The sequence below is a fragment of the Pseudomonas sp. NPDC089734 genome, from assembly GCF_044748865.1.
GTDB lineage: Bacteria > Pseudomonadota > Gammaproteobacteria > Pseudomonadales > Pseudomonadaceae > Aquipseudomonas.
The window spans coordinates 92,717-115,317 of the sequence record NZ_JBIVGV010000011.1; the positions used below are offsets into that span (position 1 = coordinate 92,717).

Here is a 22,601-nt window from a genome sequence, read left to right on the forward strand (position 1 = left end):
GGCGGGCTCCGGGGTGAGAATGCGGGTTGATCTGGATGTGGAGCAGGCGAGCCTTGAGGGTTTGCCACGGTTTCAACTGGCTGCACAGCAAGCGCAGCGCCTGAGCCGACTCCTGTACTTCGCGATCGGGACTGGGGTGACCGGACTGGTCCTGGCGTTGTTCGTCGATCTGTTTTCTCCCGACTCCTTGTGGATGGCCGTGCTGGTCAGCAGTGCGACGGCTCTGTTGCTGCTGGCAGCGGGCCTGCAATCGGCACTGGGGATCGCCCGGTGGCGTGCTCGTGCCCTGGGGACCCTCGCGCCTGTTGAGTCTCCCCAGACGTTGCCGGACCCCGACGACAGCGGCTGGTATGAGCGCTTTCTGACCCGGCTCAGCGATGCCAGTGCATCGCTGCTTGCTCACATAGGCACCCCGACGTTATGGCTTGCGGGCTGGGCATTGCTGGCCCTGATCTGCCTTCGTCTGGTCTGGAACCTGAGCCTGCCCGCCACAGAACTGTCCTCGGCGGCGAGTCTGGCGGGCGGTCTACTGCTGCTGATGGCGTTCGGCTTGCTGGTGCTGGAGCGGCAGTTCAGCCATGAGCAGACAACCCAATGGCCGGAAGCCGGACAACTGGCGCAACTGACTCGCATGGTGATCGGTGTCTTGCTGATCGGTGCGTTGTGCCTGTTCCTTGCCCGCGTGGACCGTGGCTGGCCGCCGCGTCTGGCGGTCTTGACCGGTCTCTTGCCCGGCTCCGTCGCTGTCGAATTTCTGCTGCGGGCAGTGTTGTCGCTGTTCACTCCGCGCAACGAGCGCCTTGAGCCTCGCCTGGTAGCCAGCAGCTTCATTGCCGATCTGCTGCGCTGGCCGCCGCGTCCCTTGCTGGTCCTGCAACATGAGCTGCATAACCGCTTTGGCATCGACTTGCGCCAGATCTGGGCGTTCGGCTACATGCGCCGGGCCTTTTTGCCGGTGCTGTCCGTGATGGCCGCGTTGGGCTGGGCGCTGACAGGTGTGCATGAAATTCCGATGCAGGGGCGTGGAATCTATGAACGCTTTGGCAAGCCCGTCGAGGTTTTTGGCCCCGGTCTGCACGCCGGGCTGCCCTGGCCGTTCGGGCAGGTGCGGGCGGTGGAGAACGGTGTGGTGCATGAGTTGGCGACCAGCGTTTCCGAGGCGGGAGCCGAAACGTCTCTGGACCCCGCTGAAGGCCCGCCCCCGGCCAGTGCCCATCGTCTGTGGGACGCCAGCCACATCAATGAAAAATCCCAGGTGATCGCCAGCACTGCAGGCGGCAGGCAAGGCTTCCAGGTGGTGAACATGGATGTGCGCTTTGTCTATCGCATCGGTCTGACGGACGCGGCAGCCATGGCGGCGACCTACAACAGCGCGGATGTGCCGACCCTGATTCGCAGTACCGCCAGCCGTGTACTGGTCCATGATTTTGCTTCACGCACGCTGGATGAATTGCTGGGTGAGCAACGCACCGACCTGGCCACGGACATCGGCAAGGCGGTGCAAGCCGATTTGCAGCGCCTGGACAGCGGTGTGGAAATCCTCGCCACGGTCGTCGAAGCCATCCACCCGCCTGCCGGTGCCGCCAATGCCTATCACTCCGTACAGGCGGCGCAGATCAGCGCCCAGGCCCTGATTGCCCGCGAGCGAGGTGCCGCCAGCGAACAGGCCAGTCAGGCACAACTCAATGCCAGCGTCGCGCGCGACCGGGCCAGCGCCAATGCGCGTGAAGTGCTGGCGACGGCACAGGGTTCGGACCTGCGTTTCAGTGCCGAACGGCAGGCCTATGCCAAGGCCGGGCAAGCGTTCCTGCTGGAGCAGTATCTGACCCAGCTCAGCCATGGCCTGGCCAATGCCCGCCTGCTGGTTCTCGATCACCGTCTGGGCGGCGACAGCGCGCCGACCATCGACCTGCGTCCCTTCACACCACCGGCAGACCCAACGGTGCCGCGTAAAGCCGTTCAGTCAGGAGTTGCCCCTTGAGTCTGTTTCATCACCATCACGACCATAGCGATCATGCTCATTGCGGGCATCACCCTCATCACGATGAGGCGGCCTTGCCTGCGAAGCGGCCCTGGCTGCGGATGAGCCTGGCGGCGGTGCTGATCGCCTTTGCGGTGGCGACAGCGAGTCTGGTGCAAGTGCGCTCGGGCGAGGCGACGGTCATTACCCGCTTCGGCAATCCATCCCGCGTATTGCTGGAGCCAGGACTGAGCTGGCGCTGGCCTGCCCCTTTCGAGGCGGCCATTCCCGTGGACCTGCGCTTGCGCACCACGTCCAGCGGTCTGCAGGATGTGGGTACCCGCGATGGCCTGAGGATCATCGTCCAGGCCTATGTGGCGTGGCAGGTGCAAGGCGACGGGGACAACGTGCAGCGCTTCATGCGTGCCGTGCAGAACCAGCCGGATGAAGCGGCTCGGCAGATCCGGACCTTTGTCGGCTCGGCGCTGGAAACCACGGCCAGCAGCTTTGACCTGTCGAATCTGGTCAACACCGAGGCCAGCCAGGTGAACATCGGTGCTTTCGAGAACCAGCTTCGCCAGCAGATCGAGCAACAATTGCTCACCACTTACGGCGTGAAAGTCTTGCAGGTGGGTGTCGAGCGCCTGACGCTGCCTTCGGTGACGCTCAATGCCACGGTGGACCGGATGCGGGCCGAGCGTGAAACCATCGCCACTGAACGCACGGCGGCAGGCAAGCGTGAGGCCGCACAGATTCGTTCGGCGGCCGAGCGCGATGCACGGATTGTCGAAGCCGATGCCACGGTCAAGGCGGCCGATATCGAAGCGCAGTCGCGGGTCGAGGCGGCTGAAATCTATGGCCGCGCCTACGCCGGTTCGCCGCAGCTTTACAATGTGCTGCGCTCACTCGACACGCTGGGTACTGTCGTCACACCGGGCACCCGGTTGATCCTGCGCACCGACGCCGCGCCGTTCCGGGTATTGGTGGACGGACCGCCTGCGCTGGATGCCAAGAGCGGGGCGAAACCATGAAGGAGCCTGTGGTCAGCGAAGCACCGCTCCACAGCCCATGGGTACAGGCCAGCCGCCTGGCGTTTCTGGGATTGTATGGCGTGACGCTCCTGGCCGCGTTGGGCTGGGTGACGTCCAACGTGCGCCAGATCGATCCTCAGAACCGGGCCGTGGTCATGCGCTTCGGTGCGCTGGAGCGCATACAGAACGCCGGTCTGCTCATCGCCTGGCCGCAGCCTTTCGAGCGAGTGGTATTGCTGCCTTCGGCGGATCGGGTGATCGAGCGTCGGGTGGAAACCTTGCTGCGCTCGCCCCAGGCCTTGAAGGCTGACGAAGTCGCCACCTTTGCTGTGCCCATGAGCGATGCACTGGCAGGTTCGGGGTTTCTTCTGACCGGCGATGCCGGGGTTGTTCAACTGGACGTGACGGTGTTCTACAAGGTGACCGATCCCTATGCCTTTGCGTTGCAGGCCGATCACGTGCTGCCCGCGCTGGACCGACTGGTCAATCGCAGTGCCGTGGCGCTGACGGCAGCCCGTGACCTGGACACCATTCTGGTTGCCCGTCCCGAACTGATCGGTGCCGACAGCGGAGCCGCCGAACGGCGAGAGCGGCTGCGTGGCGATCTGGTGCGGGGTATCAACCAGCGTCTGGCCGAACTCGCGGCGACCGGGGCAGGTGTGGGGATCGAAGTGGCCCGCGTGGATGTGCAGTCCAGTTTGCCCAAGCCCGCCGTGAATGCCTTCAATGCCGTACTGACGGCCAGCCAGCAAGCGGATCAGGCTGTCGCCAACGCCCGTAACGACGCAGAAAAACTGATTCAGGCCGCCAATCAGCAAGCCGACCGGACCTTGCAGGTGGCCCATGCCCAGGCTTCAGAACGATTGGCCAAGGCTCAGGCCGACACGGCGACCGTGGCCAGTCTGGCGCAATCGATTCAGGACCAGCACGATCCCGGTCTGTTGCAGCGGCTCTACCGCGAGCGCGTGCCGAAAATTCTCGGGCAGGCCGGATCGGTCACGACCGTCGACCCTAAAGACGATGCCCGTCTGATCATTCAGGGAGCCGAACAATGAGTGGCGAAGCCGTTCACCACCATGCCGCACCGTCATCCGACAGCCTGCTGAGCCGGGCAGAGCAGCGCAGTGCTGCCCGCCAGTTGACCCTCGCCATGCTGGCGCTGGGATTGCTGGGGCTGGGTCTGCTCTGGCGTGTGATCGCCCCTGAACAGACCGGCGTCACCCAGTTGTTGCTGGGCGCGGCCTCGCTGCTGGTGGCGATCCCGGTGATCAGTGCCGGCTGGCACAGCCTGCGCCATCCAAGCCTGCACGGCATCACGGACCAGTTGATTGCCCTGGCGATGCTGGGCGCGTGGGCCACGGGTGATCTCATGACGGCGGCCTTGCTGCCGATCATCATGATCTTTGGCCATGTGCTGGAAGAGCGCAGCGTGATCGGCTCGCAGGAAGCCATCGAGGCGCTGGGACGTCTGACCCGCAGCCACGCCCGACGGATCGATACTGATGGCAGCATCACTGAAGTGGATAACTCGACGTTGCGCCCGGGCGACCGGGTCGAGGTGCGGGCGGGTGATCGTGTGCCGGCCGATGGCCGGGTGATTTCCGGTCAGGCCAGTCTCGATACGTCGTCCATTACCGGAGAGTCTGTCCCGTTGGAGGCTCAGGCCGGAATGGACGTCTATGGCGGGGCGATCAATCTCGACGGCCTGCTGCGTATCGAAGTGACCCGTATCGGCGAGCAGTCGACGCTGGGCAAGGTCATTGCGCTGATGCAGAACGCCGAGCGCTCCAAGCCTCCGATCACCCGCTTGCTGGAGCGCTATGCTGGCCGTTACATGGTGCTGGTGTTGCTGATTGCCGCGCTGACCTGGTTCATCACCCAGGACCCGCAAGCCATGCTGGCCGTGCTGGTCGCGGCCTGCCCTTGTGCGCTGGTGCTTTCGGCTCCCGCCACTGCCATTGCCGGTATTGCGGTCGCGGCCCGTCACGGAATCCTGATTCGCAGTTCGGCCTTTCTCGAGGAGCTGGCGGACCTGACCTCGCTGGTCGTGGACAAGACCGGCACCCTGACATTCGGCAGCCTGCGCCTGCAGTCGATACAGGGCATCGCTTCGGAACAGTCGGACTTGTTGCCGTTGGCGGCCAGCCTGGGATCGGCCAGCAGCCACCCCGTCAGTCGTGCATTGGCCGGGCTTGTGGACAGCGACCGGTTAGTGGCGCTGAGCGATATTCGCGAGCGGCAGGGGTTGGGTGTCGTGGCCTTGACCGAGCAGGGCGAGGCTGCGTTGGGGCGCCCTGAGTTGTTCGGGCAACTGGGGATTGTTACCCCTGAGGTGCCCGAACATGACGGCCCGCTGGCCGGGCTTTCTCTGGACGGTGTATTCCTGGCCTGGCTGCTGCTGTCTGACAGCCTCAAGCCAGAGGCGCATCAGGCGCTGGATGATCTGCGTCAGCTGGGGATGGGGCGTCAGGTGTTGCTGACCGGTGACCGCCAGAGCGTGGCCAGCAGGTTGGCGAAGGACGTGGGGATCGTCGAGGTTCAGGCTCAGGCGCTGCCTGAAGACAAGCTCAGTCGCGTGCAGGGGGAAATCACCCAGGGTTTCAGACCGATGGTCGTCGGGGACGGCATCAACGATTCGCTGGCCTTGAAGGCGGGTGTGGTCGGTGTCGCCATGGGTGTCGGAGGGGCTGACATTGCACTGGCCTCGGCGGACATCGTGCTGATCGGCAGCGACCTGCGTCGCCTCGGCACCTGCGTGCGCCTGAGCCGCCTGTGCCGTCAGACCTTGCAGGTGAACGTGGTCATCGGTCTTGGCTGGACGCTGGCCATCGTGGCACTGGCAGCCTTTGGTCTGCTGGGTGTCGCCGGTGCGATGGTCGCGGCGGTGCTGCATAACCTCAGCACATTGCTGGTGTTGGGCAATGCGGGTCGTTTGCTGCGCTTTCAGGAGCCGTTACTGAAGTTGCCCGTCAGCCCGGCTGCCTGAAAAGAGCTTGTGGAGTTGAAGAACTCTGTTACACATTAAAGGTCATTCAAGACAAGGGTGATCCATGACAGGTTGCGCGTTTGGCTCGAATCAGTGGGCACAAGGCAGTTCCCGGCAGGTGATTCCTCAGCTTTCTTTACGGCATCCATAGCCTGGCGGTTCTTCGGAACCGCGGTGGACTACCCTTTTTCCAGCTTCTGGATCAGGGGGCAACTCATATGAATGCGCAACTTCCACCCGCCTTGCAACATCTGCACCTCCCTTTGCGCCTCAAGCTCTGGGACGGCCATGAAGTGGATCTGGGGCCGACCCCCAGCGTCACGATCACCGTTAAAGACCCGCTGCTGGTTTCCGACTTTACCCACCCGAGCCTGGATCTGCTGGGCAGTGCCTTTGTGGAAGGGCGGCTGGAGCTGGAGGGCTCGATCAGTGAGGTCGTGAGGGTGTGCGACGAGCTGACCCACGCGCTTGTGGACGATGACGCGTCCAGTAACCCGGTGCGTACCCGGCATGACAAGGCCACCGATGCGGCGTCGATCTCCTATCACTACGACCTGTCCAACGACTTCTATCAGCTGTGGCTCGACAAGGAGATGGTCTATTCCTGTGCTTACTTCAAGACAGGCAGCGAGTCGCTGGAACAAGCGCAACAGGACAAGTTTCACCACCTGTGCCGCAAGCTGCGTCTGGAGCCTGGCGAGTATCTGCTGGATGTCGGGTGTGGCTGGGGAGGCCTGGCGCGTTTTGCCGCGCGCGAGTATGGCGTGAAGGTGTTCGGTATTACCCTCAGCCACGCACAGTTGGCGCTGGCGCGTGAGCGGGTCGAGGCCGAAGGCTTGCAGGACAGGGTCGAGCTGCAACTGCTCGACTACCGCGATCTGCCGCAGGATCAGCGTTTCGACAAGGTGGTCAGCGTGGGGATGTTCGAGCATGTCGGCCATGCGAACCTGCCGCTGTACACGCAGCGGCTGTTTGGTGCGGTGAAGGAGGGCGGGCTGGTGATGAATCACGGTATTACAGCCTTGCACACCGATGGACGTCCGGTCGGGCGTGGGGCCGGGGAGTTCATCGACCGCTACGTGTTCCCCAACGGTGAGTTGCCTCATCTGGCGATGATCAGCGCCCATATCAGCGAGGCCGGGCTGGAAATCGTCGATGTCGAAAGCCTGCGTCTGCATTACGCCAGGACGCTGGAGCACTGGAGCGAACGGCTTGAAAGCCGTCTGGGAGAAGCCTCTGCCATGGTGTCAGAGCAGGCGCTGCGCATCTGGCGTCTGTACCTGGCAGGGTGTGCGTATGCGTTCGCCAAGGGCTGGATCAACCTGCATCAGATCCTGGCGGTCAAGCCTTTGGCCGATGGCGGGCATGGGCTGCCACTGACACGGGACGACCTCTATCGGTAATGCCCGCTCTTACAGGATGGGCGAGATCAGACGTGCCACACGCATGCCCAGTTGATGCAGATGGCGGGTTTCCCGGCTCTCCTGAAGCGTGATTTCGTGGCTCAGGTCGAAGTCGGCATTCAGCATGGTTTCAACCTCATGGGCGAAGCCGGTGTCGACGGTCAGCAGCATCAGCTCGAAGTTCAGCCGGAACGAACGGTTGTCCAGGTTGGCGCTGCCAATGGCCGTGATCTCGTTGTCCACCAGCACCACCTTCTGATGCAGGAAGCCCGGCTTGTAGCGAAACACCCGTACTCCGGCCTGTACCGCATCGAACGCGAACAGGCTGGAGGCGGCATAGACCACGTAATGATCGGGGCGTGACGGCAGCAACAGTCGTACATCCACACCGCGCAGTACCGCCAGGCGCAAGGCCGCCGACACGGCTTCGTCGGGGATGAAGTAAGGGCTGGTTATCCACACCCGTTCTGTCGCGGCATGGATGGCTTCCACGAAGAACAGTGAACAGGTTTCCCGGGCGTCGGCCGGGCCGCTGGCCAGCAACTGACAGAGCACGCCTTGCTCGGGGAAGGTGTCGGGCAGGCTCAGGGGCGGCAATTCCCGAGTGGCCCAGAACCAGTCTTCCGCAAACGACTCCTGCAGGCAGGCCACGACAGGGCCGATGACTTGCACGTGGGTATCGCGCCAGGGGGACAGAGGCGGTTTGAGCCCCATGTACTCATCGCCCACGTTATGCCCGCCCAGATACCCTTTCAGGCCGTCGACCACGACGATCTTGCGGTGATTGCGGAAGTTGATCTGGAAGCGGTTGAGCCAGCCACCATGGGTGGCAAAGGCCTTGATCTGCACACCTCCGGCACGCAGCTTGTCGCTGTATGAGCCGGGTAGGGCATGGCTGCCGATGCGGTCATAGAGCACGAAGATCTTCACGCCTTGTGCGGCCTTTTCCAGCAGCAGTGTTTGCAGGCGGCGGCCGAGATCATCGTCGTGGATGATGAAAAACTGAATCAGGATCGTTTGCCGAGCCTGGCCAATGGCCTTGAATATGGCATCGAAGCTCGCCTTGCCATTGATCAGCAGTTTGACTTCGTTATTGGCCAGCGCGGGCATGTGCCCAAGCCTGGGCATGGCGCGTAGCGAAGCATAGGCGTCCGAGCGACGGGCCGCGACGGCCTCCTCGACCCAGGGCCGCCAGTTCAGGTTGGCGATGGCGTTGCGCATTTCACTGTTGGCTTCGCGGCGGGCCTTGATATAGGCATCGAACGTGCTGCGGCCAAAGACCAGATAGGGAATCAGAGTGAAGTAAGGAATGAAAAAGAGCGGCATTGCCCAGGCGATGGCGCCTTGTGCGGTGCGTACGGTCAGCAAGGCATGGATGGCAGCCACTGCTCCCAACAGATGAATGAACCCCAGAACATAGCCGAAGAAATACGGGCTGTGATAATCCATACGTAACCAATGCTCCTGTCCGCTGCGCCTATAACAGACCACAGCGGCCCTGGATTGTCGCTATTTTAATGTCTGTGCAACTGGCCTGTGCTTCTGTCGTCTAAGGCTCATTGCCTTGCCGGCCCAACCCGGTCAGGCTTTCGGGTGTGAGGGTCCTACGAGGAAATTTTGTATGAACAAACGTGTATTGGCGTGGATGTTTTGTCTGGCAGCGCCCGTTGCCCATGCCCAGATGCTGCAACCCGGATTGTGGGAACTGACCTCCAGCAACATGAAAGTCGATGGTCAGGCATTGCCGGACCTGCAACTGATGCTGGGGCAATTGAAGAACCTGCCACCCGAGCAGCGCGCCATGATGGAACAGATGATGCAGAAGCAGGGCGTCACGCTGGGCGGGCAAGGCGTGCGGTTCTGCCTGACCGAAGCCCAGGTCAAATCGAACGATATTCCCCTGACCGATCCGAAATCCGGTTGCTCGCAGAAGATCACGGCGCGTAATGGCCAGACATGGAACTTCCAGTTCAGTTGCCCCAAGGCGCAGGGCACCGGGCAGGCGCAGTTTCTCAGTAACCGTGAGTTCACCACCAAGGTGGTGGGGACTTTCAATGCGACAGGCCAGCAACAGAACGGCAGCATGGACACCCGTGCCGTCTGGTTAGGTCAGCAATGTGGTGCGGTTGCTCCACGAAGCTGATGAGGTTCCACGTGGAACATTTTTCTTTTTGTTCATGCACTTAGTGCTCTAAACGGCAGGTTTTTCGACGGCGGCAATCTTCATGTAAGGCTTCATGTTTCACTTGTAACGTAGTGTTATATTATTACTATTGTTGCGCTGAGACCTTTCATGAGCCCGGATGCTCGCTTCGTTTCGTGAGACCTGCCATGCACCGACGTCAAATTCTGCTCAATATGTTGCTGGCCAGCGCAGCGCTGGCCTTGCCGTTGGGAGCCGTGGCCACGCAGATTCGCAATGCCCGGTTATGGCGCAGCGACGACAAGCTGAGGCTGGTGCTCGACCTGAGCGGGCCGGTGCAATACAAGACCTTCACGCTGGCTGCGCCCGATCGTCTGATCATCGATATCAGCGGTTCGCGGCTGACCGGGGATTTCAGCCAGCTGGCGCTGGATCGAACGGTGATCAAGGCGATCCGGTCCGGGCATTACGGGCATGGCGATGACACACGCATCGTGCTGGACCTGACGTCTCCCGTGCAACTCAACAGTTTTCTGCTGGGGCCGGAAGGCGGGCAGGGCCATCGATTGGTGCTGGACTTGAGCTCCACCGCCAGCGCGCCGGTACAGATGGCGGCCGTGGCTCCTCCACCACCGGCTCAGGCACCTGAAAAGCCTCATCTCAAGCGCGACATCATGGTGGTGGTCGATGCCGGTCATGGCGGCAAGGACCCGGGGGCCGTGGGGGCCAAAGGTGAGCGGGAAAAGGACGTCGTGTTGTCTATCGCCCAGTTGCTGGCCAGGCGCCTGAAACGCGAGAAAGGCTTTGATGTGCGTCTGGTGCGCAACGACGACTTCTTTGTGCCGCTGCGCAAGCGCGTGGAGTTTGCCCATAAATCCAAGGCCGACATGTTCATCTCGATTCATGCCGATGCCGCGCCACGGCTGACGGCTTCGGGAGCTTCGGTCTTTGCCCTGTCCGAAGGCGGTGCGACATCGGCCACGGCGCGCTTCATGGCCCAGCGTGAAAACGGTGCCGACCTGCTGGGTGCTACGGCGTTACTCAACCTCAAGGACAAGGACCCCATGCTGGCCGGGGTGATTCTCGACATGTCGATGAACGCCACCATCGCGGCCAGCCTGCAATTGGGCCATACCGTGCTGGGCAGCCTGGAAGGCATTACCACCTTGCATCAGAAACGTGTGGAACAGGCGGGCTTTGCGGTACTCAAGTCGCCGGATGTGCCTTCGATCCTGGTCGAGACCGGATTCATCTCCAATAGCCGCGACAGCCAGCGGCTGGTGACGGCGCGTCATCAACAGGCCGTGGCCGATGGTCTGTTCGATGGCTTGCAGCGCTACTTTCAGCGTAACCCGCCGCTCGACTCGCACATGGCCTGGGTGCAGGAGCAGAAAAAACTGTCGCAGGCCTGACGCGGTCAGTGGCAGCCACTCAAACGGCTGCATGTGATCTTGCTGCGTGTGCCATCGGAACTGGAAACCCGCGTAATGGTGGTCCAGCCGATGCGCTGAATGGTGCCGATCCAGGCTTCGCCGTTCGAGGCCAGCCCCGTGAAAAAGGTCAGTTGGCCGAACTGGTTGTTGGTCTGTGCCCAGCGTCTTTTGCCCAGGACTTCATAACCCCGCAAGTAAGTGGTCGACCCGGCCGTGGCAACGCTGTAGCCATTGCCTTTCGCATCGCTGCACGCCAGCAGATTCGCGCTACGCGTACAGGTTGCCAGATCCACGCTGGGGCGGGGGCCGGCAGCCATTACGTGCGTGCTGGCCAGTATCAGTAACGTGCATAAGCCTTTTGAAATGTGTTTCACACAGACGCCCTTCGTCGAACGGGTTGGCTATTTTGTATTGTTATACTATAACATTGTCGGGTGATTAGAGCGGGCTGCCCAAGGTGCCGATGACAGGCCCCGGTGCAGCCTACATGAACAAGGCACATGCCTTGAAACCTGGCCTGAGAATCCCCGATGCCGAATCGCCTGCCTGTTACTGTTTTGTCCGGTTTTCTTGGAGCCGGGAAAAGTACCCTCCTCAATCATGTGCTGCGCAACCGCGAGAATCTGCGGGTGGCCGTTATCGTCAACGATATGAGCGAGATCAACATCGATGGCGGCGAAGTCCAGCGCGATGTCAGCCTGAACCGTGCCGAAGAAAAACTGGTCGAGATGAGTAACGGCTGCATTTGCTGCACGCTGCGCGAAGACCTCCTCGAAGAGGTCAGCCGTCTGGCTCAGGACGGTCGCTTCGACTACCTGCTGATCGAGTCCACGGGGATTTCCGAGCCGCTGCCGGTGGCCGAAACCTTTACCTTCCGTGATGAAGCGGGCAAGAGCCTGATCGATCTGGCGCGTCTGGATACCATGGTCACCGTGGTCGATGGTGTGAATTTCATGATCGATTACCAGGCTTCCGAAAGTCTGGCGACCCGAGGCGAAACCCTGGGCGAAGAGGATGACCGTTCGATCACCGATCTGCTGATCGAGCAGATCGAGTTCGCCGATGTGATCCTGCTCAGCAAGATCGACCTGATCAGCTCCAGCGAGCGTCAGGAACTGATGGCCATCCTCAAGCGCCTCAACCCACATGCCGAGATCGTGCCGATGGTGATGGGCGAGGTTCCCTTGGCGACCATTCTCAATACCGGCCGCTTCGACTTCGAGCGTGCCTCCCAGGCCCCGGGTTGGCTCAAGGAAATGCGCGGCGAGCATGTGCCGGAAACCGAAGAATATGGCATCGCCTCCACGGCCTACCGGGCGCGTCGTCCTTTTCACCCTGAGCGTTTTTTCAGCTTTATCGACCGTCCCTGGACCAACGGCAAACTGCTGCGCTCCAAGGGTTTCTTCTGGCTGGCGAGCAAATACAAGGATGCCGGCAGCTGGTCGCAGGCGGGCGGCCTGATGCGTCATGGTTTTGCAGGGCGCTGGTGGCGTTTCGTGACCCGCTCACACTGGCCGCAGGATCAGGAGAACGTCACTTCGATCATGAGCAACTGGTCGCCTGAAACCGGGGATTGCCGTCAGGAGCTGGTGTTCATCGGGCAAAACATCGATTTTGCCCTCCTGACTGCCGAGCTGGACGACTGCCTGCTCACCGACGAAGAAATGGCCATGGGCGTGGAAGGATGGCGTCAGCTGCCCGATCCTTTTGGTGCCTGGTATGACGAGGAGGCTGCCTGATGCTGGCAGCCGTGCTGAAATTCCAGCCCCGCGCCCGTCAGGTGCAAGGCGAAACGCCCGAGGTATTGGGGCAGGTGCTGGAGGACGGTGTCAATCTGGCGATCTGGCAGCGCCAGTTGCCCGCTCACATCGAGGACTTCGGCGCATTGTTGCTGTCACTGGGCGAGCCGTTGGCGGAATCCCTGACACTGGACGTGAAAGGCGGCGATCTCGAGCCCAACCTGCAAGGTCTGGCGTCGGGGTATGCCGACTTGCAGGGGTATGACGGGTTTATCGCGGACGTGTCCTGGCTGGTCAGCGCTTACGCGTGTCTGCTGGGTGCCGAGCATGTCGGTTTGCGGCTCCGGGCGCTGGACAAGGCCATGTGCCCACGCTTTCACGTCGATCATGTGCCGGTGCGGCTGGTCACCACGTATGCCGGGATCGGCAGCCAATGGCTCAAGGAAAATGCGATCGACCGCAAGTTGCTCGGGCGTCCAGAGGCCGAACCTTTAGACCCGGAGCGGGTTCAGCAGATCCATTGCGGGGAGGTGGCCTTGCTCAAGGGCGAGCGCTGGACCGGCAATGAAGGCCTGGGGCTGGTTCATCGCTCGCCGCGGCTCGAGCGTAACGAGCGTCGCCTGATCCTGACCCTGGACTGGCTGGCCTAATCCGGGGTCAGCCATTTCCCCTTGCTCTGCCCTTCACAGAAGGGCTTGAGATAAAGCGCATCGCTGGCCACGCCGTAATAGTGGATATTCTCGCGATAGGGCATATTGGCAACCTGTGCGTTGCTGCATATGCCAAAGGCACCGGCCGGACATTCCTGCGAGAAGGTCACTTCGGTTTTCTGATCCACCAGCTGCGGCTGGCAGAAACTGTCGTGGAACATCTTCGGCGGGATACTGATGTTTTCCTGACAGACCTTGACGTCGAGTCGCTCGGCCTGACTGTGTACCAGACACGCCTCGGCCCATGCCTTGCCCGACATCATTGCCAGCACCATGAGGGCTGGCTGTATTGCTCGCATGGCTACCTTTCCTTCATCTTTGTTGGCAAACGACACTCTCCAGAAGCGATTCCGATGCTGCAGAACATTCCCACCCATGTCATTGGTGGCCCGTTGGGTGCAGGCAAGACCAGCCTGATCAAACATCTGCTGAGGCAAAAGCCTGCCGGTGAGCGCTGGGCAGTGCTGATCAACGAGTTTGGCCAGATCGGCCTGGATGCGGCGCTTCTGACGGTGGATGCCGATGGTATCGCACTTGGCGAAGTGGCTGGCGGCTGCCTGTGCTGCGTCAACGGCGTGCCGTTCCAGATCGGTCTGGGGCGTTTGCTGCGCAAGGCGCGACCTGACCGGCTGCTGATAGAGCCCTCAGGGCTGGGGCATCCGGCGCAGCTCATGGCTCAATTGCGTCAGGCTCCCTGGCGGGATGTGCTCAGTGTTCAGCCCGGCGTCATGGTGCTGGACTCGATCGGTATGGCGGCAGGCCATCCGCTACCGCCTACCCAGCAGGAGGCGTTGGCTGATGCGGGGCTGGTGGTGATGAACAAGTCGGAAGGTCTGGAGGAGGCATCACGCAAGCGACTGGCGGATGCATTGTCGGAACACTCCCTGGTCTGGGTTGAGCAGGGGCAGCTTGCGTTGGCGCAACTGCCTGGCTTTCTGGGCGGTCCGCCTGTGGATAACCGGGCTGTGGATAACCTCGACCTGCCTCGAAGTCTTGGGCAATTGCCAGCTGTCTGGCGCGATCCACGTGAGCCGATCTGTTTGAGCCAGAGCAGCGTCGATGGCTGGAGTATCGGCTGGCGCTGGCATCCTTCGCAGTGTTTTGACCGGACACGGCTTCAGCAATGGCTGCAAAGCCTTGCATGGCGGCGGGCGAAAATGGTTATCCACAGCAGGGACGGCTGGTTTTCAGGCAATGCCCTGGAGGGATCGGACCTTGCGTGGCTCGTCAGCGAATGGCGTCAGGATTCGCGCCTGGAATTGATCTTTTCCACCGTTCAGGACGCTGCTACCTTGCAGGCACAGTTCGCGGCTTGCCTGGAGTGATCCCTTACTGTTTGCGTTGCTGATGCGACTCGCGCCATTCATTCATTTGAATGATTTCAGCCGTGGGTGGTGGCGTTTTAATTTCAAACGGGTAGGGTGCGAGTTCGATCTGGGCCGAATGGGCGCCGAACATCGTGATTGTGCCGGGGTGACGTTGCTCGCCGGTGACGGTGAACTCGAAGCCATAGACCCGTGCCAGTCGCTTGTGGCCCTGAGCGTCGCGGACAAATGCAATGCGACGCAAGGCGACGTTGCCGTCGAGCAGTTCCAGATCGAGCCGGGCACAATGCTGTTTGACGCGCTCCAGCGCTCGCTCGCGCAGACCATGGGAATGCCATAACCAGGCTGCCGCGCTCGCGAACAGCATCAGCACGAAAATGTTTCCCAGGGTCAGCATGGCAGAGTGCTCCAACAAAGGAGCCTCCAGCTTAACTGCCCCGAGTGATTTACAGCCATACTGCGCGACTTAAATTTCTTATTACTGCACTTGCATCGTGTTCAGGATACCTCCCATGAAACGTACACCTCACTTGCTCGCCATCCAGTCTCATGTGGTCTTTGGCCACGCAGGCAACGGCGCAGCGGTGTTTCCGATGCAGCGTATCGGGGTCAATGTCTGGCCGCTCAACACGGTTCAGTTCTCCAACCACACCCAATACAAGCAATGGACGGGCGAAGTGCTGGCTCCGCAGCAGATTCCGGCGCTGATCGAGGGGATTGCGGCCATTGGCGAGCTGGGCAACTGCGATGCAGTGCTTTCCGGTTATCTGGGCAGTGCGGCACAAGGCCGGGCGATTCTGACGGGGGTGGCGCGTATCAAGGCGGCCAATCCCAAGGCGTTGTACCTGTGCGACCCGGTGATGGGCCATCCGGAGAAGGGGTGTATCGTTCCGGCCGAGGTCAGTGATTTTCTGCTGGAAGAGGCCGCCGCCGTGGCGGACTTCATGTGCCCGAACCAGCTGGAGCTGGACAGCTTTGCCGGCCGCAAGCCGGAATCCCTGCTCGACTGTCTGGCCATGGCACGTGCGCTGCTGGCGCGAGGCCCCAAGGCGGTGCTGGTCAAGCATCTGGATTACCCCGGCAAGGCAGCCGACGGTTTTGAAATGCTGCTGGTGACCGCCGATGCCAGCTGGCACCTGCGCCGTCCTTTGCTGGCCTTTCCACGTCAGCCAGTGGGCGTGGGCGACCTGACGTCCGGGCTTTTCCTGTCGCGTGTGCTGTTGGGGGATGATCTGGTCGCTGCTTTCGAGTTCACGGCTGCTGCTGTCCATGAGATTCTGCTGGAAACCCAGGCCTGTGGCAGCTATGAGCTGGAACTGGTTCGTGCCCAGGACCGGATCGCCCATCCGCGGGTGCGGTTCGAGGCTGCCCGGTTGTAAGCCGGTGGCTTTTTCGCGAATGAATTCGCTTCTACGGGCGTAGGAGCGAATTCATTCGCGAAGTCCTTCCTTACAAGGCCTCGTCCTTGATCTCCTGATAACGCTTTTCCAGCTCCTGACGAATCTGGCGGCGTTGACGACCCTGGATGAACCGGCGCTTTTCATCGGCGGTTTCCGGCTCCAGCGGCGGGACGCTGGCCGGTTTGCGGTTGTCATCCACCGCGACCATGGTGAAGAAGCAGCTGTTGGTATGGCGTACCGAGCGCTCGCGGATGTTCTCGGTCACGACCTTGATACCGACTTCCATCGAGGTATTGCCGGTGTAGTTCACCGAGGCCAGGAAGGTCACCAGCTCACCGACATGGACCGGTTCGCGAAAGATCACCTGATCCACCGACAGCGTCACCACGTAGCGGCCGGCATAACGGCTGGCGCAGGCGTAGGCGACTTCATCCAGGTACTTGAGCAACGTACCGCCATGCACATTGCCAGAGAAGTTGGCCATGTCCGGGGTCATCAATACAGTCATCGACAGCTGGGCGTTTCCGGGTTCCATAGCGTACTCACACGGTCAAGGTCATTCATGAGTGGCGCCTTATGCTGGCGCTCACGGAGGCAATGCAATCTCTGCACAGACAGTTATCGGGACGTTGGCTGATGACACGCCGTCACGCCTCGAATCTATCTGTTTCCATATATTGCACCGGCTTTCTCTCTTCGGGGGCGGTGTTACTCTCCCAAAACCCGTGGATCGGGTTTTTTCCTATGCTTTTAGCAGAGTTTTCCGGGTGTAGATTCCGATTTTTTGAACCAGAAGCCATCGGATGCCACATACACCACTTATCGAACAAGGAGCCGTCACCATGCATGCCGTCAATTTTATCCAGGACTTGGCAGTGATCATGCTGGTGGCCGGTGTGGTAACCATTCTTTTCCATCGCTTCAAGCAGCCGGTGGTACTGGGTTACATCGTGGCCGGGTTCATCATCGGCCCGCATACACCGCCTGTGGGGCTGATCCACGATGAAGGCACCATCAAGACCCTTGCCGAGCTGGGGGTGATCTTTCTGATGTTTTGCCTGGGGCTGGAATTCAGCCTGCGAAAGCTGTTCAAGGTCGGTGCCACGGCGTTCATCGCCGCTTTTCTCGAAATCACCCTGATGATCTGGATCGGTTATGAAATCGGCCAGTTCTTTGGCTGGAAAACCATGGATTCGCTGTTTCTCGGGGCGATTCTGGCCATTTCCTCGACCACCATCATCGTCAAGGCCCTCAACGACCTGAAGATGAAGAACCAGCACTTTGCCCAACTGATCTTCGGCGTGCTGATCGTCGAAGACATTCTGGGGATCGGCATCATCGCCTTGCTGTCGGGTATCGCTGTCAGCGGCTCGGTCAGTTCGGGAGAGGTTTTCTCCACGGTTGGCAAGCTGTCGCTGTTCATGATCGTGGCCCTGGTGGTTGGCATCCTTCTGGTGCCGCGCCTGTTGTCTTACGTGGCGAAGTTCGAAAGCAACGAAATGCTGCTGATCACTGTACTGGGCCTGTGTTTCGGTTTTTGTTTGCTGGTGGTGAAGCTTGAATACAGCATGGTGCTGGGTGCCTTCCTGATTGGTGCGATCATGGCCGAGTCGCGTCAATTGTTGAAGATTGAGCGCCTTATCGAACCTATTCGCGACATGTTCAGCGCCATCTTCTTTGTCGCCATTGGCTTGATGATCGACCCCAAGGTCTTGCTGGAATATGCGTGGCCCATCGCCGTGATTACCGTGGCTGTGGTGCTGGGCAAGATGTTGTCCTGCGGGCTGGGGGCGTTCATTGCCGGTAACGATGGCCGGACATCGTTGCGTGTGGGGATGGGGCTGTCACAGATTGGCGAATTCTCCTTCATCATCGCGGCGCTGGGCATGACGTTGCAGGTCACCAGCGATTTCCTCTATCCGGTGGCGGTCGCCGTTTCGGCCATTACCACTTTACTGACGCCTTATCTGATTCGTGCGGCCGACCCGCTTTCGCTTCAGCTGGCGGCTGTGGTGCCACGACGAATGGCACGGGTGTTTGGCATGTATGGCGAATGGCTGCGCAGCATCCAGCCGCAAGGGCAGGGGGCGGTGCTGGCGTCGATGATCCGGCGGATATTGCTACAGGTCGGCGTCAACCTGGCACTGGTGGTGGCGATCTTCTTCTGCGGCGGTTATTTCGCCGAGCGCATCGGGGCCTATATCAGTGAGTGGGTCAGCGATGTCGGTCTGCAGAAGGCCTGGATCTGCGGGGCTGCCCTGTTGCTGTCGCTGCCGTTCCTGATTGCGGCGTATCGCAAGCTCAAGGCGTTGTCGATGCTGCTGGCCGAGATGGGGGTGAAACCGGAAATGGCGGGGCGCCATACCGCACGTGTCCGCAAGGTGGTGGCCGAGGTGATCCCGCTGTTGTCGCTGGCGGTGATTTTCGTGCTGCTGGCGGCCTTGTCGGCCAGTATTCTGCCGACCAATGAATTGCTGCTGGTGATCCTGCTGGTGGCTGCCGTGGTGGCTGCGCTGCTGTGGCGCTGGTTCATCCGGGTGCATACGCGGATGCAGATCGCGTTGCTGGAGACGCTGGGGAACAACAATCAGGAGTCGTCCGGGCACTGAGCCCGGCGACCCCTTCTGGCGGGTGGCCTCAGCTTTCCAGCCAGACATCCCTGGCCCAGTGCCAGACGGATTCCCAGTTCTCTTCAGTGACCAACTCTTCTTCGCCGGACCACAGGACCACGGTGCCGTCTTCTTCCACGCAGTAATAGTCGTCGCCATCCTGACAGATCGGGATCAGTTCGCGGGGTACGCCCAGGTCCCACGCCGTCGCCGCCACATCCGGCAGGTAAGTGTGCGATTGAGGATCGGTCACTGTGACGGGCTCGAGGCTGCCATACACAACGTCACTGACGGTCAGAAGGAATTCCTTGAAGACGTAAGGAATATTGATAAACAGTTGTTCCTCGATCTCGACGAGCTGGTCTTCGTCCGGCAGTTCAAGGGGAACCGGAACCGGTTCGTTTTGCTCACGCAGTTGTTCGATGACTTCTTCCACGACATGGGTCCTCTAAGCTTGATGGCGCGGGTTATACAGTAGCCTAAAGCTTTTCTCAAAATAACTACCCGATCGGATAGGTTCTGTACGAAACATCCTGTCAGACCGGCTTCAAGCGTTGGAACCCTTCAAAGGGCCTTTTGTTAGGGGCGACAGGCTAAAAAATAAAAAACCCCGGACAAGTCCGGGGTTCTGTCATGCGCGAGAGGCTCAGCCGTTCTGGCGGATACCTGCCACCAGCCATGGCTGGTTGTCGCCCTGGGCACGTTCCATATTCCAGCTTTCGCTGAAGACTTCGCCCTGATCGAAGCGTGAAGTCTTGGAGACGCCCGAGAAGGTCAGAGTCGCGATGGTCTTGTCCGCACGATCATCCACACCTTCCAGCTGAACGTTGAGGTTGTCGATGTAGGTGGACTGGAAACCGTCGCCCAGGTCAGCACGTTCCTTCTTCAGGAATTGCAGCATCTGTGGCGTAACGAACTCGGCGATCTTGTCCATCTCGTTGGCATCCCAGTGCTGTTGCAGCGACTGGAAGTGGTTGCGAGCGGCTTCGATGAAGCGTTCTTCGTTGAACCAGGCCGGAGCATTGATGACCGGAGCGGCAGGAGCCGACGACATGCCACCGAAGATCGGGTTTTGCGCAGGCTGGCTGGTTTCACGCTGGTAAGGAGCACCGGCACCGGCCATGTTCGGCTGTTGCTGCTGACGACGACGCGCAATGAAGCGGAAGATCAGGAAGGCGATCAGGCCCATGATCAGAATGTCGAAGAACTGCAGGCCGTTGAAGCCGTCACCCATGAACATCGATGCCAACAGGCCACCGGCAGCGATACCGGCCAATGGGCCTAACCAGCGAGACGCGCCACTGGCAGCCGGTGCCGGACGACCGGCAGCGTTCGGTGCTGCGGCTGGAGTGGAAGGCGCTGTCTGACGCGCCTGGTGGCTAGGCGCCGAGCCCATGCTCTTGCCGCCACCGAAACGTGCGGCGTTTACATCCAGACTCATGGTGAGCCCGATGCACAGCGCCAGAGCCATGCTTAGAAAACGTTGCATAAGGGTATTCCCGTTTTGTGATTGCACGCGCGCCATGTTGCACAGGCGGCCAGCCAATGGCTAGTGCGTTAGTGTTTCGGACTTTTGCATAAAGTCTGTAGGAAATGAAACCAGGACGTGCGTAGGAGCGAATTTATTCGCGAATGAATTCGCTCCTACGCAATGTGTGTCAGATCGGCACCAGCTTCGCGTACCCCATCATCAACCACTTGCTGCCTTCGGCAAAGTTGACCTGCACCCGGGCCTGAGCGCCGGAGCCTTCAAAGTTCAGGATCACCCCTTCACCGAAGACAGCGTGCTGGACTCGCTGGCCCAGGGTGAATTCGGTTTCGGGGATACCCGTACCCGAGAACAGGCTGCTGTTGTTGACCTTCTGGGTGCCGCCGAATGGACGGCTGACGCTATTGGACAAGCGAACTTCCTGAATCAACGCTGGCGGAATCTCGCGTACGAAACGTGACACCTTGTTGTAGGTTTCGCTGCCATAAAGACGACGGGTTTCCGCGTAGGTCATCACCAGCTGTTGCATGGCGCGGGTGATGCCGACATACGCCAGACGACGCTCCTCTTCCAGACGGCCCGGTTCTTCCAGGCTCATCTTGTGCGGGAACAACCCTTCTTCCATGCCCACCAGGAACACATAAGGGAATTCCAGACCCTTGGCGCTGTGCAGGGTCATGAGCTGAATACTGTCTTCGTGCTCCTGAGCCTGGGTATCGCCCGCTTCCAGCGAGGCATGGCCCAGGAAGGCGGCCAGCGGCGTCAGATCTTCGTCATCTTCGGTGTTCTCGAAGTTGCGTGCGGCGCTGACCAGTTCTTCAAGGTTTTCTACCCTGGCCTGGCCTTTCTCGCCTTTTTCCTGCTGGTGATAATCGATCAGCCCCGACTGCTCGATGACGGTCTGGGTCATCAGATGCAAAGGCATTTCCATGACCTTGGCCGAGAGGTTCTCGATCAGCTCGATGAACGCGTTCAAGGCCCCGGCAGCCCGTCCGGTCAGGCCTTTGTTGGCCACCAGCTGGCGCATGGCTTCCCACATGGACACATCGTTGTGGCGCGCATGTTCGCGGATCGCTTCGACGGTCTTTTCGCCGATGCCGCGTGCCGGTACGTTGATGACCCGTTCCAGGGCGGCATCGTTGCCGCGGCCTTCCAGCAGGCGCAGATACGCCATGGCGTTCTTGATTTCGGCACGCTCGAAGAAGCGCTGGCCGCCATAGATGCGGTAAGGGATGCGTTCGCGCAGCAAGGCCTCTTCCAGCACCCGCGACTGGGCGTTGGAGCGATAGAGGATGGCGATGTCGTTACGCGACAGCCCGGTCTTCAGGGCGCTTTCGATGGTTTCGACCACGTAGCGCGCTTCATCGTGCTCGTTGAAGGCGGCATACAGGTTGATCTGATCGCCATCGCCCACGTCGGTCCACAGCTCTTTGCCCAGACGGCCGCTGTTGTTGACGATCAGGCCGTTGGCCGCCTTGAGGATGCTGGCCGTCGAACGGTAGTTCTGCTCCAGGCGGATGACTTCCGTATCCGGGAAGTCGGACGAATATTGATGAATATTCTCGATTTTCGCGCCACGCCAGCCATAGATGGACTGGTCGTCATCACCGACCACCATCAGGCTGTCGCCGCCTTGCGCCAGCAGGCGTAGCCAGGCGTATTGCACGGCGTTGGTGTCCTGGAACTCGTCCACCAGCACGTGACGGAAGCGGCGCTGGTAATGCGCCAGCAGACCGGGATGGTCGCGCCACAGGTCCAGTGCACGCAACAGCAGCTCGGAGAAGTCGATGACGCCCGCTCGCTGGCAGGCGGCTTCATAGGCTTCATAGATCGACTTCATGGTGGCCAGGAACAGGTCACCGCTGGCCTGAATGTGCTTGGGGCGCAAGCCTTCGTCTTTCTGGCCGTTGATGAACCACTGTGCCTGACGTGCCGGCCAGCGCTGCTCGTCCAGCCCCAGTTCGCGGATCACGCGTTTGACCAGACGCTGCTGGTCGTCGCTGTCCAGAATCTGGAAGGTCTGGACCAGACCCGCTTCCTGCCAGTGTGCCCGCAACAGGCGGTGTGCCAGGCCGTGGAAGGTGCCGACCCACATGCCCGCCGGGCTGATGCCCATCAATTGTTCGATGCGGTGCCGCATCTCGGCTGCCGCCTTGTTGGTGAACGTCACCGACAGGACCGAATGCGGGGAGGCTTGCTCGACCTGCATCAGCCATGCGATGCGATGCACCAGCACACGGGTTTTGCCGGAACCAGCGCCGGCCAGGACCAACTGACGACCCAGGGAGGCGGCTACGGCCTGACGCTGGGCATCGTTGAGGGAATTGAGAAGGAGAGAGAGATCATCGCGCATCGGCGCATTCTAGGGTGCTG

At 60.7% G+C, this 22,601-nt stretch carries 20 protein-coding genes; 12 read left to right on the forward strand and 8 right to left on the reverse strand.

The window, feature by feature from the left end; all coding sequences use genetic code 11:
- Window positions 1-19 precede the first annotated feature (19 nt).
- The 5 genes from hflK (ACIPY9_RS15450) to cfaB all read left to right on the forward strand — a co-directional run bounded on the left by hflK (ACIPY9_RS15450) (window position 20) and on the right by cfaB (window position 7,380).
- The gene (hflK, locus tag ACIPY9_RS15450; RefSeq protein WP_400702788.1) at window positions 20-1,981 is read left to right on the forward strand and encodes a protease modulator HflK; all 1,962 of its coding nucleotides are present in this window, start codon (window positions 20-22) and stop codon (window positions 1,979-1,981) included.
- Window positions 1,978-2,991 carry a protease modulator HflC gene (gene hflC / locus ACIPY9_RS15455; RefSeq protein ID WP_400702791.1) on the forward strand — a complete coding sequence of 338 codons (1,014 nt, stop codon included), beginning with the start codon at window positions 1,978-1,980 and terminating at the stop codon, window positions 2,989-2,991. Before hflK (ACIPY9_RS15450) ends, hflC begins: the two co-directional genes overlap by 4 nt.
- On the forward strand, window positions 2,988-4,046 hold the full coding sequence (gene hflK, locus ACIPY9_RS15460) for a protease modulator HflK (RefSeq protein ID WP_400702794.1): 1,059 nt from the start codon (window positions 2,988-2,990) through the stop codon (window positions 4,044-4,046). Before hflC ends, hflK (ACIPY9_RS15460) begins: the two co-directional genes overlap by 4 nt.
- Window positions 4,043-5,977, forward strand: a complete 1,935-nt coding sequence (locus ACIPY9_RS15465) for a heavy metal translocating P-type ATPase (RefSeq protein WP_400702798.1) — start codon at window positions 4,043-4,045, stop codon at window positions 5,975-5,977. Before hflK (ACIPY9_RS15460) ends, ACIPY9_RS15465 begins: the two co-directional genes overlap by 4 nt.
- A 218-nt stretch (window positions 5,978-6,195) precedes the next feature.
- A complete protein-coding gene (gene cfaB, locus ACIPY9_RS15470) occupies window positions 6,196-7,380 on the forward strand; it encodes a C17 cyclopropane fatty acid synthase CfaB (RefSeq protein ID WP_400702801.1) in 1,185 nt (394 codons plus the stop codon).
- A 9-nt stretch (window positions 7,381-7,389) separates the two neighbouring features.
- Here the strand turns inward: cfaB and cls are convergent, their stop codons facing one another.
- Window positions 7,390-8,829: a cardiolipin synthase gene (gene cls, locus ACIPY9_RS15475; RefSeq protein ID WP_400702804.1), complete on the reverse strand. Its 1,440-nt coding sequence runs from the start codon at window positions 8,827-8,829 to the stop codon at window positions 7,390-7,392.
- A 172-nt stretch (window positions 8,830-9,001) separates the two neighbouring features.
- On the opposite strand from cls, the gene ACIPY9_RS15480 reads away from it, so the two are divergent.
- Window positions 9,002-9,523 (forward strand): DUF3617 domain-containing protein, encoded by a 522-nt coding sequence (locus ACIPY9_RS15480; RefSeq protein WP_400702807.1) that lies wholly within the window; start codon window positions 9,002-9,004, stop codon window positions 9,521-9,523.
- A 188-nt stretch (window positions 9,524-9,711) separates the two neighbouring features.
- Window positions 9,712-10,935, forward strand: coding sequence for an N-acetylmuramoyl-L-alanine amidase (locus ACIPY9_RS15485; protein ID WP_400702810.1), 1,224 nt, complete (start codon window positions 9,712-9,714; stop codon window positions 10,933-10,935).
- Between the two features lie 5 nt (window positions 10,936-10,940).
- Here ACIPY9_RS15485 and ACIPY9_RS15490 read toward each other — a convergent pair whose 3' ends face one another.
- Window positions 10,941-11,273, reverse strand: coding sequence for a glutamine synthetase (locus ACIPY9_RS15490; protein ID WP_400702813.1), 333 nt, complete (start codon window positions 11,271-11,273; stop codon window positions 10,941-10,943).
- Window positions 11,274-11,486: 213 nt separating this feature from the next.
- Between ACIPY9_RS15490 and zigA the strand changes: the two genes are divergently transcribed.
- Both zigA and ACIPY9_RS15500 read left to right on the forward strand, forming a co-directional pair.
- On the forward strand, window positions 11,487-12,695 hold the full coding sequence (gene zigA / locus ACIPY9_RS15495; protein WP_400702816.1) for a zinc metallochaperone GTPase ZigA: 1,209 nt from the start codon (window positions 11,487-11,489) through the stop codon (window positions 12,693-12,695).
- Complete coding sequence (locus ACIPY9_RS15500) at window positions 12,695-13,345, forward strand: DUF1826 domain-containing protein (RefSeq protein ID WP_400702819.1); 651 nt, start codon at window positions 12,695-12,697, stop codon at window positions 13,343-13,345. The genes zigA and ACIPY9_RS15500 overlap by 1 nt, the downstream gene beginning before the upstream one ends.
- Here the strand turns inward: ACIPY9_RS15500 and ACIPY9_RS15505 are convergent.
- A complete protein-coding gene (locus tag ACIPY9_RS15505) occupies window positions 13,342-13,704 on the reverse strand; it encodes an NADH:ubiquinone oxidoreductase (RefSeq protein WP_400702826.1) in 363 nt (120 codons plus the stop codon). The two genes, ACIPY9_RS15500 and ACIPY9_RS15505, sit on opposite strands and share 4 nt — an antisense overlap.
- A gap of 54 nt (window positions 13,705-13,758) precedes the next feature.
- On the opposite strand from ACIPY9_RS15505, the gene ACIPY9_RS15510 reads away from it, so the two are divergent.
- Window positions 13,759-14,730, forward strand: coding sequence for a CobW family GTP-binding protein (locus ACIPY9_RS15510; RefSeq protein WP_400702829.1), 972 nt, complete (start codon window positions 13,759-13,761; stop codon window positions 14,728-14,730).
- 4 nt (window positions 14,731-14,734) lie between these two features.
- Here ACIPY9_RS15510 and ACIPY9_RS15515 read toward each other — a convergent pair whose 3' ends face one another.
- Window positions 14,735-15,127, reverse strand: a complete 393-nt coding sequence (locus ACIPY9_RS15515; RefSeq protein ID WP_400702832.1) for a DUF3301 domain-containing protein — start codon at window positions 15,125-15,127, stop codon at window positions 14,735-14,737.
- A 115-nt stretch (window positions 15,128-15,242) separates the two neighbouring features.
- Here ACIPY9_RS15515 and pdxY point away from each other — a divergent pair, with 115 nt between their 5' ends.
- Window positions 15,243-16,109: a pyridoxal kinase PdxY gene (gene pdxY / locus ACIPY9_RS15520; RefSeq protein WP_400702835.1), complete on the forward strand. Its 867-nt coding sequence runs from the start codon at window positions 15,243-15,245 to the stop codon at window positions 16,107-16,109.
- Between the two features lie 70 nt (window positions 16,110-16,179).
- On the opposite strand, the gene ACIPY9_RS15525 is transcribed toward pdxY, so the two are convergent.
- Window positions 16,180-16,665 (reverse strand): acyl-CoA thioesterase, encoded by a 486-nt coding sequence (locus tag ACIPY9_RS15525; RefSeq protein ID WP_400702838.1) that lies wholly within the window; start codon window positions 16,663-16,665, stop codon window positions 16,180-16,182.
- Between the two features lie 307 nt (window positions 16,666-16,972).
- Here ACIPY9_RS15525 and ACIPY9_RS15530 point away from each other — a divergent pair, with 307 nt between their 5' ends.
- On the forward strand, window positions 16,973-18,739 hold the full coding sequence (locus ACIPY9_RS15530; RefSeq protein WP_400702841.1) for a cation:proton antiporter: 1,767 nt from the start codon (window positions 16,973-16,975) through the stop codon (window positions 18,737-18,739).
- A gap of 28 nt (window positions 18,740-18,767) precedes the next feature.
- Here ACIPY9_RS15530 and ACIPY9_RS15535 read toward each other — a convergent pair whose 3' ends face one another.
- The 3 genes from ACIPY9_RS15535 to uvrD form a co-directional block, all read right to left on the reverse strand.
- Window positions 18,768-19,175: an SMI1/KNR4 family protein gene (locus tag ACIPY9_RS15535; RefSeq protein WP_025262580.1), complete on the reverse strand. Its 408-nt coding sequence runs from the start codon at window positions 19,173-19,175 to the stop codon at window positions 18,768-18,770.
- A gap of 210 nt (window positions 19,176-19,385) precedes the next feature.
- The gene (locus ACIPY9_RS15540) at window positions 19,386-20,228 is read right to left on the reverse strand and encodes a Tim44 domain-containing protein (RefSeq protein ID WP_400702845.1); all 843 of its coding nucleotides are present in this window, start codon (window positions 20,226-20,228) and stop codon (window positions 19,386-19,388) included.
- Window positions 20,229-20,397: 169 nt separating this feature from the next.
- On the reverse strand, window positions 20,398-22,581 hold the full coding sequence (uvrD, locus tag ACIPY9_RS15545) for a DNA helicase II (RefSeq protein WP_400702848.1): 2,184 nt from the start codon (window positions 22,579-22,581) through the stop codon (window positions 20,398-20,400).
- Window positions 22,582-22,601: the final 20 nt, after the last annotated feature.

Excerpts from the sequence above, each read along its gene's own strand:
- hflK (WP_400702788.1), top strand. The coding sequence starts at position 20 with ATGCGGGTTGATCTGGATGTGGAGCAGGCGAGCCTTGAGGGTTTGCCA.
- hflK (WP_400702794.1), top strand. The coding sequence starts at position 2,988 with ATGAAGGAGCCTGTGGTCAGCGAAGCACCGCTCCACAGCCCATGGGTA.
- ACIPY9_RS15465 (WP_400702798.1), top strand. The coding sequence starts at position 4,043 with ATGAGTGGCGAAGCCGTTCACCACCATGCCGCACCGTCATCCGACAGC.
- cfaB (WP_400702801.1), top strand. The coding sequence starts at position 6,196 with ATGAATGCGCAACTTCCACCCGCCTTGCAACATCTGCACCTCCCTTTG.
- cls (WP_400702804.1), bottom strand. The coding sequence starts at position 8,829 with ATGGATTATCACAGCCCGTATTTCTTCGGCTATGTTCTGGGGTTCATT.
- ACIPY9_RS15480 (WP_400702807.1), top strand. The coding sequence starts at position 9,002 with ATGAACAAACGTGTATTGGCGTGGATGTTTTGTCTGGCAGCGCCCGTT.
- ACIPY9_RS15485 (WP_400702810.1), top strand. The coding sequence starts at position 9,712 with ATGCACCGACGTCAAATTCTGCTCAATATGTTGCTGGCCAGCGCAGCG.
- ACIPY9_RS15490 (WP_400702813.1), bottom strand. The coding sequence starts at position 11,273 with ATGGCTGCCGGCCCCCGCCCCAGCGTGGATCTGGCAACCTGTACGCGT.
- zigA (WP_400702816.1), top strand. The coding sequence starts at position 11,487 with ATGCCGAATCGCCTGCCTGTTACTGTTTTGTCCGGTTTTCTTGGAGCC.
- ACIPY9_RS15500 (WP_400702819.1), top strand. The coding sequence starts at position 12,695 with ATGCTGGCAGCCGTGCTGAAATTCCAGCCCCGCGCCCGTCAGGTGCAA.
- ACIPY9_RS15505 (WP_400702826.1), bottom strand. The coding sequence starts at position 13,704 with ATGCGAGCAATACAGCCAGCCCTCATGGTGCTGGCAATGATGTCGGGC.
- ACIPY9_RS15510 (WP_400702829.1), top strand. The coding sequence starts at position 13,759 with ATGCTGCAGAACATTCCCACCCATGTCATTGGTGGCCCGTTGGGTGCA.
- ACIPY9_RS15515 (WP_400702832.1), bottom strand. The coding sequence starts at position 15,127 with ATGCTGACCCTGGGAAACATTTTCGTGCTGATGCTGTTCGCGAGCGCG.
- pdxY (WP_400702835.1), top strand. The coding sequence starts at position 15,243 with ATGAAACGTACACCTCACTTGCTCGCCATCCAGTCTCATGTGGTCTTT.
- ACIPY9_RS15525 (WP_400702838.1), bottom strand. The coding sequence starts at position 16,665 with ATGGAACCCGGAAACGCCCAGCTGTCGATGACTGTATTGATGACCCCG.
- ACIPY9_RS15530 (WP_400702841.1), top strand. The coding sequence starts at position 16,973 with ATGCATGCCGTCAATTTTATCCAGGACTTGGCAGTGATCATGCTGGTG.
- ACIPY9_RS15540 (WP_400702845.1), bottom strand. The coding sequence starts at position 20,228 with ATGCAACGTTTTCTAAGCATGGCTCTGGCGCTGTGCATCGGGCTCACC.
- uvrD (WP_400702848.1), bottom strand. The coding sequence starts at position 22,581 with ATGCGCGATGATCTCTCTCTCCTTCTCAATTCCCTCAACGATGCCCAG.